Source organism: Geobacillus sp. ZGt-1, from assembly GCF_001026865.1.
GTDB lineage: Bacteria > Bacillota > Bacilli > Bacillales > Anoxybacillaceae > Geobacillus > Geobacillus thermoleovorans.
Genome location: NZ_LDPD01000023.1, coordinates 548658 through 556684, shown reverse-complemented (window position 1 = coordinate 556684; position 8027 = coordinate 548658). Strand labels below are relative to the sequence as shown.

The 8027-nt window shown below is 53.7% G+C and carries 9 protein-coding genes, 2 pseudogenes and 1 other annotated feature; all 11 genes and pseudogenes read left to right on the top strand.

The genetic code is table 11. The features are described 5' to 3' along the window. Nucleotides 1–234 (top strand): annotated as a pseudogene (gene sdhA / locus VU18_RS20255) (succinate dehydrogenase flavoprotein subunit); the annotation flags it as partial. Nucleotide 235: 1 nt separating this feature from the next. Further along, nucleotides 236–997 carry a succinate dehydrogenase iron-sulfur subunit gene (sdhB, locus tag VU18_RS11570; RefSeq protein WP_011232145.1) on the top strand — a complete coding sequence of 254 codons (762 nt, stop codon included), beginning with the start codon at nucleotides 236–238 and terminating at the stop codon, nucleotides 995–997. A 233-nt stretch (nucleotides 998–1230) separates the two neighbouring features. Beyond that, on the top strand, nucleotides 1231–1455 hold the full coding sequence (locus tag VU18_RS11565; RefSeq protein WP_008881129.1) for a response regulator transcription factor: 225 nt from the start codon (nucleotides 1231–1233) through the stop codon (nucleotides 1453–1455). Nucleotides 1456–1663: 208 nt separating this feature from the next. Continuing rightward, nucleotides 1664–2107, top strand: coding sequence for a MarR family winged helix-turn-helix transcriptional regulator (locus tag VU18_RS11560; protein ID WP_014196465.1), 444 nt, complete (start codon nucleotides 1664–1666; stop codon nucleotides 2105–2107). 9 nt (nucleotides 2108–2116) lie between these two features. Next, entirely contained in the window at nucleotides 2117–2911 is a 795-nt protein-coding gene (gene racE, locus VU18_RS11555; RefSeq protein ID WP_011232143.1) for a glutamate racemase, read from the top strand. A gap of 104 nt (nucleotides 2912–3015) precedes the next feature. Further along, nucleotides 3016–4089: a GerMN domain-containing protein gene (locus VU18_RS11550; protein WP_011232142.1), complete on the top strand. Its 1074-nt coding sequence runs from the start codon at nucleotides 3016–3018 to the stop codon at nucleotides 4087–4089. 151 nt (nucleotides 4090–4240) lie between these two features. Next, nucleotides 4241–5011, top strand: a complete 771-nt coding sequence (rph, locus tag VU18_RS11545) for a ribonuclease PH (protein ID WP_011232141.1) — start codon at nucleotides 4241–4243, stop codon at nucleotides 5009–5011. Beyond that, a complete protein-coding gene (locus VU18_RS11540) occupies nucleotides 5008–5622 on the top strand; it encodes an XTP/dITP diphosphatase (protein ID WP_011232140.1) in 615 nt (204 codons plus the stop codon). Before rph ends, VU18_RS11540 begins: the two co-directional genes overlap by 4 nt. Beyond that, nucleotides 5619–6125 carry a metallophosphoesterase family protein gene (locus VU18_RS11535; RefSeq protein WP_011232139.1) on the top strand — a complete coding sequence of 169 codons (507 nt, stop codon included), beginning with the start codon at nucleotides 5619–5621 and terminating at the stop codon, nucleotides 6123–6125. The genes VU18_RS11540 and VU18_RS11535 overlap by 4 nt, the downstream gene beginning before the upstream one ends. A gap of 516 nt (nucleotides 6126–6641) precedes the next feature. Then, a complete protein-coding gene (gene ilvE / locus VU18_RS11530; RefSeq protein ID WP_011232138.1) occupies nucleotides 6642–7541 on the top strand; it encodes a branched-chain-amino-acid transaminase in 900 nt (299 codons plus the stop codon). A gap of 22 nt (nucleotides 7542–7563) precedes the next feature. Further along, nucleotides 7564–7830: a binding site (T-box leader), on the top strand. 70 nt (nucleotides 7831–7900) lie between these two features. After that, nucleotides 7901–8027 (top strand): annotated as a pseudogene (locus VU18_RS18520) (acetolactate synthase); the annotation flags it as partial.

Here is an 8027-nt window from a genome sequence, read left to right as displayed (position 1 = left end):
TACAACATGCTGCAGCTCGCCCGCGTCATTACGCTTGGCGCTTACCATCGCAATGAAAGCCGTGGGGCGCACTACAAGCCGGAGTTTCCGGAGCGCAATGACGAAGAGTGGCTGAAAACGACGATGGCCCGCTACACGCCAGATGGTCCGGCGTTCCATTATGAAGACGTTGACGTCTCGTTGATTAAACCGCGCAAGCGCGACTACAGCAAAAAGAAAGAGGAAGTGAAGTAAGATGAGCGAGAACAAAACGGTTCGTTTGATCATCACGCGCCAAGATCGTCCGGATTCCGCGCCGTATGAAGAAGAGTTTGTCATTCCGTACCGCCCGAACATGAACGTCATTTCGGCGCTCATGGAAATTCGCCGCAATCCAGTCAACGCCAAAGGGGAAAAAACGACGCCGGTCGCTTGGGAAATGAACTGTCTGGAAGAAGTATGCGGAGCCTGTTCGATGGTCATTAACGGCAAACCGCGCCAGGCGTGCGCCGCGCTCATTGACAAACTCGAGCAGCCGATCCGCCTTGAGCCGATGCGCACATTCCCTGTCATCCGCGACTTGGTCATCGATCGGAGCCGGATGTTTGACGCGTTGAAGCGAGTGAAAGCATGGATTCCGATCGACGGAACGTACGACTTGGGTCCGGGGCCGCGCATGCCAGAGCGGAAGCGGCAATGGGCGTACGAGCTGTCAAAATGCATGACATGCGGCGTCTGCCTCGAAGCGTGCCCGAACGTCAACAGCAAGTCGAACTTTATCGGCCCGGCGCCGCTGTCGCAAGTGCGGCTGTTTAACGCCCACCCGACCGGGGCGATGCATAAAGCCGAACGGCTGCGGGCGATTATGGGCGACGGCGGACTGGCCAACTGCGGCAACTCGCAAAACTGCGTGCAATCGTGCCCGAAGGGCATTCCGTTGACGACATCGATCGCGGCGTTAAACCGCGAAACGACGATTCAAATGTTCCGCGATTTCTTTGGCAGCGACGAAGTGTAGCGGCAGAATCAAAATCCCCTTCATTCGAATAGACATGAGGGGGATTTTTTGTTTTTCTGGACAAGCGGCAGCCAACCGTCTCCGGCGAACCGAAAGATGAAGAAAAAAAAGACCCATTTTTCTATTAGATAAGCAAATTTTCGTCACCGCCGCTCTTGCTCTCACATACGATATGGCGAGGAAATACCCATCCGGCAGTTCGGGCCCATTGAGAGCAAGGAGGGTTACAACCGTTGAAGGACAAATCGTTTCAATCGAAGCCGCTTTTGACAAAAAGAGAAAAAGAAGTCTTCGAATTGCTCGTGCAAGACAAGACGACGAAAGAGATCGCCAAAGAGCTGTTTATCAGCGAGAAAACGGTCCGCAACCATATTTCGAATGCGATGCAAAAGCTTGGGGTCAAGGGGCGCTCGCAAGCTGTCATTGAATTGCTTCGAATGGGCGAACTTGAACTATAAACGATGCCGGCTTTCCTTGTTGGACAGCCGGCTGTTATGTTCCCTTGCGGCCGGACGAGGCTTGGCGCCCGTCCGGCCTTCGTCCGCGGCGGCCGCCGCATTTTTTTGTTGATTATCTTTGCCGGTGTTGTAAAATGAAAAGTAAGAATAGCTGTCGGCGCAAGCCGCCGTTTGAGGCTGGCCGCGGAAACGATCAAGGAGAGATGGTATGCCGTCTGCGATGAATGAAAGAACGGTCGCCGAGTTGGAAAAATTGCTTCGCTATATCGCCGCAAATTTGAAACAGCGCGGCCGTGAAATTTTAACCAACTATCCGATCACCCCACCGCAATTTGTCGCCCTGCAGTGGCTGCTTGAAGAAGGGGACTTGACGGTCGGCGAGTTATCGAACAAAATGTATTTGGCGTGCAGCACGACGACCGACTTGGTCGACCGCATGGAGCGGAACGGACTTGTCGCCAGAGTCCGCGATGAACACGACCGCCGCGTCGTCCGCATTCGCCTTCTTGAAAAAGGGGAGCGCATTATCGAAGAAGTGATTGAGAAACGCCAGCGCGATCTAGCGAGCGTGCTTGAAAGCTTTTCAGACGAGGAAATCGTCGTCTTTGAGCGTTGTTTGCGCAAATTGCATCAAGAAATGACGAAAGAATGAGGCGATCACTTGGAAAGAGCAATTGGTGTCATTGACTCAGGAGTCGGCGGTTTGACCGTCGCCAAAGAAATTATGAGGCAGCTGCCGAAAGAACAAATTATTTACTTAGGCGACACCGCCCGTTGCCCGTACGGGCCGCGGCCGGTGGAAGAAGTCCGTCGATTTACGTGGCAAATGATTGATTACTTGCGGCAATATCCCTTGAAAATGCTTGTTATCGCCTGCAACACCGCGACGGCGGTCGCGCTTGACGACGTGCGGGCGAAGCTTGACATTCCTGTGCTTGGCGTTATTCATCCCGGCGCTCGCGCCGCCCTGAAAGCGACTAGGCGCGGGCACATCGGCGTCATCGGCACGATTGGCACGATCCGAAGCCGGGCGTATGAAAAGGCGCTTCAATCAATCAATCCGCGCGTCCAAGTCGAGAGCTTGGCCTGTCCGAAATTCGTTCCGCTGGTGGAAAGCGGCGACTTTGAAGGGCAGGAGGCGATGGCGATCGTCGCCGAATCTCTCGCTCCGCTCCGACCGCTGCCGATCGATGTGCTGATTTTAGGCTGCACGCATTATCCGTTGCTCGCGCCGCTCATTCGCACGTATATGGGCAAACGCGTGAAGCTCATTTGCTCAGGCGGTGAGACAGCTCGTGAAGTGAGCGCGATTTTGCATCACAGCCAGCTCCTTTACACCGGCGAGCGCGAACCGGAGCATTTGTTTTTCACGACTGGGCCGAAAGAGCTGTTTGAAAAGATTTCCGGGAAGTGGTTTGGCAAGCCGATCGGCACGGTCGAAGCGATTCGGCTGTAACCAACAAATCCTTTAGCGTCCATGCGCTAAAGGATTTTTTTATTCTATTTTGGAAAACGGCTCGTATACATAGTAGTACAAACTACGAGTAGGAGGGAACGTCAATGAAACGGACGACTCACATATGGGCGGCGCCGCTGCTCGCCTCGCTGTTGTTGCTTGGCGGCTGCGGTTTGTTTGGGCGAGATGAGGCGGTGAAGGAGATCGATCCGCCGCAAGAGACGAGTTATGTCAAAGACGGCCAAGCGCTTCAGGAAGCGACGGAAAGCCAAAAGGAAGAGAAGGAGAAAGCGAAGGCCACCGAGACGGTGAAAAGAGAGCTGTACTTGATTGACAAAAACGGCTTTGTCGTGCCGCAAACAGTGGAATTGCCGAAAACGCAGGCCGTGGCGAAACAAGTACTCGAATATTTGGTTGAAGACGGACCTGTGTCAGAAATGTTGCCGAACGGCTTCCGCGCGGTCATTCCGGCCGGAACGACGGTGCTTGGCACAAAATTGGAAAAAGACGGAACGTTGATCGCCGACTTTTCTCCAGAATTTAAAAACTATAAGCCGGAGGACGAAAAACGAATTTTGCAGTCCATTACGTGGACGTTGACGCAATTTGACAATATCAAGCGCGTCAAAATCCGCATCAACGGCTACGATCAAAACGTGATGCCGGTCAATAAAACACCGATTCAAGATGGGGTAAGCCGCGCCGACGGCATCAATATGGAAGCGAGCGGCGTGCCAGACATTACGAATACGCATCCAGTCACCGTTTATTTTGTCGCCCAACAAGGGAACAGCACATACTATGTGCCGGTGACACGGCGTGTGTCCAATAAGGAGAAAGATGATATTGCCGCGGCCGTCAACGAACTGATTCAAGGACCAGAGCAAGGGAGCGGGCTTGTCGGCGTCTTTCAGCCGGACGCGAAGCTTGTCGATGCCCCGAAATATGAGGATGGCAAAGTGACGCTCAACTTTAACGAAGGCATTTATGGAAGCAACAAGAAAAATGTCATTTCCGACGTCGTGTTGAATTCCCTCGTTTTGTCGCTCACTGAGCAAAAAGGAGTCGAAAGCGTGGCGATCACAGTCAATGGCAAAGCCAATCTTGTCACGGAAGACGGCAAGCCGCTCACCAAACCGGTCGCTCGGCCGCAAAACGTCAATACCGGGACATTTTAACCGGTTGGTGCTGACAGGCTGGAAACGAATAGGACGTTATGGTATAACAAAGAGGTGGAAACGTATTCCGCCTCTTTCTTTTTTTCGCTAGGTGGAAAGAAATGCGGCGTCTGGCATTCCGTTGAAGATGGAGAAAAGGAGGACTCAGTTGATGAGAGCGGACGGACGAAGCAGTTGCGAGCTGCGCCCTGTACATATACACCCGCATTACATGAAGCACGCTGAAGGGTCGGTGCTCATTGAAGTCGGCGACACGAAAGTCATTTGCACGGCGACGGTCGAAGAGAAAGTGCCGTCGTTTATGCGCGGCGGCGGCAAAGGATGGATTACGGCCGAATATGGGATGCTGCCGCGGGCGACAGAGCAGCGGAATGTGAGGGAAGCGAGCAAAGGAAAAGTGTCGGGGCGGACGATGGAAATTCAGCGCTTAATCGGCCGTGCGCTTCGCTCGGTTGTTGATCTTGAACAGCTTGGTGAGCGGACCATTTGGATCGATTGCGACGTCATTCAGGCGGATGGCGGAACGCGGACGGCGTCGATCACCGGTGCGTATGTGGCGCTTGTGTTGGCGCTTGCCAAACTGGTGGAAGAAGGGAGGCTCGAGGCGCTTCCGATCCGCGATTTTCTCGCCGCTACCTCGGTCGGCATCGATCCGGAGCATGGGGTGATTCTTGATTTAGATTACAACGAGGATGCGCGGGCGAAAGTGGATATGAACGTCGTCATGACCGGAGCCGGTCAATTTGTTGAGATTCAAGGGACCGGAGAGGAAGCGGTTTTTTCACGCGCCGAGCTCGATGAATTGCTTGAAGCGGCGCAAATAGGCATCGAGCAGCTCATCGCCGTTCAGCGCCGCGCATTGGGCGAGTGGGCGGCGCGCATCGGCGAAAAAAAAGAAGCGGCAGAGGAGGACACAGAGTGAAGGAGATTGTCATCGCGACCAAAAACGCTGGCAAAGTGCGCGAGTTCGCCGCTTTGTTTGCCAAGCGGGGCGTCGAAGTGAAATCGCTGCTTGACTTTCCGGACGCTCCGGATGTCGCAGAAACGGGAAGCACGTTTGCGGAAAATGCCGTGCTCAAAGCAGAAGCGGCGTCGCGGCGTCTAAAGCGGCCGGTGATCGCCGATGATTCCGGGCTCGTGGTCGATGCGCTCGGCGGCCGGCCGGGCGTTCATTCGGCCCGTTATGCCGGGGAAGATAAAAACGATGCACGCAACATCGCCAAGCTGCTTCGCGAGCTTGACGGGGTGCCGATGGAGCAGCGCACGGCTCGTTTTCATTGTGCGCTCGCCGTCGCGATCCCAGGGCGGCCGACCGCCGTTGTCGAAGCGACATGCGATGGTTATATCGCCGAAGCGCCGCGTGGGGAGGGGGGCTTTGGCTATGATCCGGTTTTTTACCTTCCGGAGCGGGGAAAAACGATGGCGGAGCTTGCGCCCGAGGAAAAAAATCAAATCAGTCATCGCGCCAAGGCGCTGACGAAGCTCGATGAGCAGTGGGAGGAGATCGTCGGTGGAAAGGGGCGGACGGAATGAAGGCGGTGATTGTGAGCGACAGCCATGGGCTGACTGCCGAACTTGCTGCAATTGTCAACCGTCATCGCCATGAAGCGGATTTGTTTATCCATTGCGGCGACTCGGAGTTGGAGGTGGGGGCGGACGAGATTGCCCCGTTTGCCGTCGTACGCGGCAACTGCGATTTCGCCGCGTTTCCTGCTGAGCGCATCGAAGAGGTGGGCGGCGTTCGGTTGTTTGTCACCCACGGCCATTTATACGGGGTGAAAACGTCGCTTTTGCGTTTATCCTATCGCGCACAAGAAACAGGGGCTCACGTCGTTTGTTTCGGCCACTCGCATTTGGCCGGTGCTGAACAAATCGATGGGTTGCTGTTCATCAATCCCGGCAGCATCGCCTTGCCGCGCGGAAGAAAAGAAAAAACGTACGCGGTGCTGACGGTCGACAGCGGACGGGCGCACGTCCAGTTTTATGAAGTGGATGGACAGCCTATTCTCAAAATGGAACAAACGTTTTCTATCTAAGCCGGCAAAACCGCCAGCTTTTTTACGGTAAGCAAGGCCGCTTCAACAGGTTCGCTTTCAAAATGGAAGTGCCATATAGCGTGTTTGGAAAGGGGGCCTGTGTTTGGGCCGCCTTTTTTCGTTTTGGGGAGATGAAGTGGAAAAAGGCGCATCGTTTTGATTCGTCATTTTCATGTCCGAGTGAGAAGCGAACGTTGCTTACGGATCTTTTCTATCAGAAAAATGAGCGCGCCTTGAGCCCGTTATGTTCATATCGAATGAGGAGCGAACTGCGCTCAAGGGCGCGTTTTCTATGAGACGGCAAAGAAAGAAAAAATTTTTTTATATCGGCAAAACCTTGATTCTATCATAATGTAAGCGCATTCAAATAGTTTGACCAATCGGAATTTTCAAAAAACGTTATTGACGGCGCAAAGGTTTCGGATTATTATAATTTTCAAATAAGAGAAACGACTCAATACAATGATCGAGCCGTTCAAAGCAACTGCTGACTGATCAAGGAAGAGGGGAACCGAAGTGGGCGAACAATGGATCTTTTTAAACGGAGAATTTGTGACAAAAGAAAACGCCAAAATTTCCGTGTATGACCATGGATTTTTGTATGGCGACGGGGTATTTGAAGGCATTCGCGTCTATAGCGGCAACGTATTCCGCCTCGAAGAACATATAGATCGGCTATACAATTCAGCGAAGTCGATTTTGCTCGACATTCCGTACACGAAGGAAGAAATGATTGGCCACGTGCTCGAAACGATCCGCCGCAACGGCTATCAAGATGCATACATCCGCCTGGTCGTTTCGCGCGGGGTCGGCGATTTAGGACTGGATCCGTACAAATGCAAAACGCCGCAAATCGTGATTATCGTCGAGCCGCTCGCGCTCTTCCCGAAACATTTATATGAAACCGGCATCGAAGTGGTGACAGTGGCGACGCGCCGCAACCGCTCTGATGTGCTGAGCCCGAAAGTCAAATCGCTCAACTACCTAAACAATGTGCTTGTCAAAATCGAGGCGCATTTGGCGAACGTAAGCGAAGCGCTGATCTTAAACGATCAAGGCTATGTCGCGGAAGGTTCGGGAGACAATGTTTTCATCATCAAAAACGGCGTCATTTACACACCGCCTGGGTATGTCGGGGCGCTTGAAGGCATTACGCGTCAAGCGATCATCGAAATCGCGGAGGATCTCGGCTATACGGTGAAAGAGGAGCCGTTTACCCGCCATGATGTCTATGTCGCGGATGAAGTGTTTTTGACGGGGACGGCGGCCGAAGTCATTTCGGTCATTAAAGTCGATGGCCGGACGATCGGCGACGGGACGCCGGGACCGCATACCAAGCGGTTGCTTGAAGAATTTCGCCGCCGCGTGGTCGTCGAAGGAGTAAAGGTGTATCCGACGAACGCCAATGTCGGTTGATCGTCCATGACAAGTGGATAGCGAAAAAGCGTTGACGAGGATAAGTAGTCAGCGGGGTCAACATCCACAGAGAGCCGGGGGAGCTGCGAACCGGTGATGTTGCCGCTTGATGAACTCACCTCTGAGCGCCAGCCTGAACGCCGGACGGCTAGTAGGGCTGGACGAGTGGAGACGCGCGCTTCACTCGTTACCAAAATGAGCGGCCGGCTTCGGCTGGCCGCTCCTGAGGCGGCCGTCACGGCCGTGAAGAAGGGTGGTACCGCGGAAAGGAAACCTTTTCGCCCCTTTGGCTGGAAATGACAGCCATCGTGGGCGGAAAGGTTTTTTATATGGATGACAAATCACAGGGAGGATCGACGATGACAAAAATGAAAGTCGAGGAACAAGAAAAAGCGAGGACGAAGGCGAGAATGAGCGGGTCGCTGATGCTCATTGAAGCGCTCAAGGAAGAAAAAGTCGAAGTCATCTTCGGCTATCCGGGGGGGG

Coding starts and splice junctions, on each gene's coding strand:
- VU18_RS11560 (WP_014196465.1), top strand. CDS start 1,664: ATGCCGTCTGCGATGAATGAAAGAACGGTCGCCGAGTTGGAAAAATTG.
- sdhB (WP_011232145.1), top strand. CDS start 236: ATGAGCGAGAACAAAACGGTTCGTTTGATCATCACGCGCCAAGATCGT.
- rph (WP_011232141.1), top strand. CDS start 4,241: ATGAGAGCGGACGGACGAAGCAGTTGCGAGCTGCGCCCTGTACATATA.
- VU18_RS11550 (WP_011232142.1), top strand. CDS start 3,016: ATGAAACGGACGACTCACATATGGGCGGCGCCGCTGCTCGCCTCGCTG.
- VU18_RS11535 (WP_011232139.1), top strand. CDS start 5,619: ATGAAGGCGGTGATTGTGAGCGACAGCCATGGGCTGACTGCCGAACTT.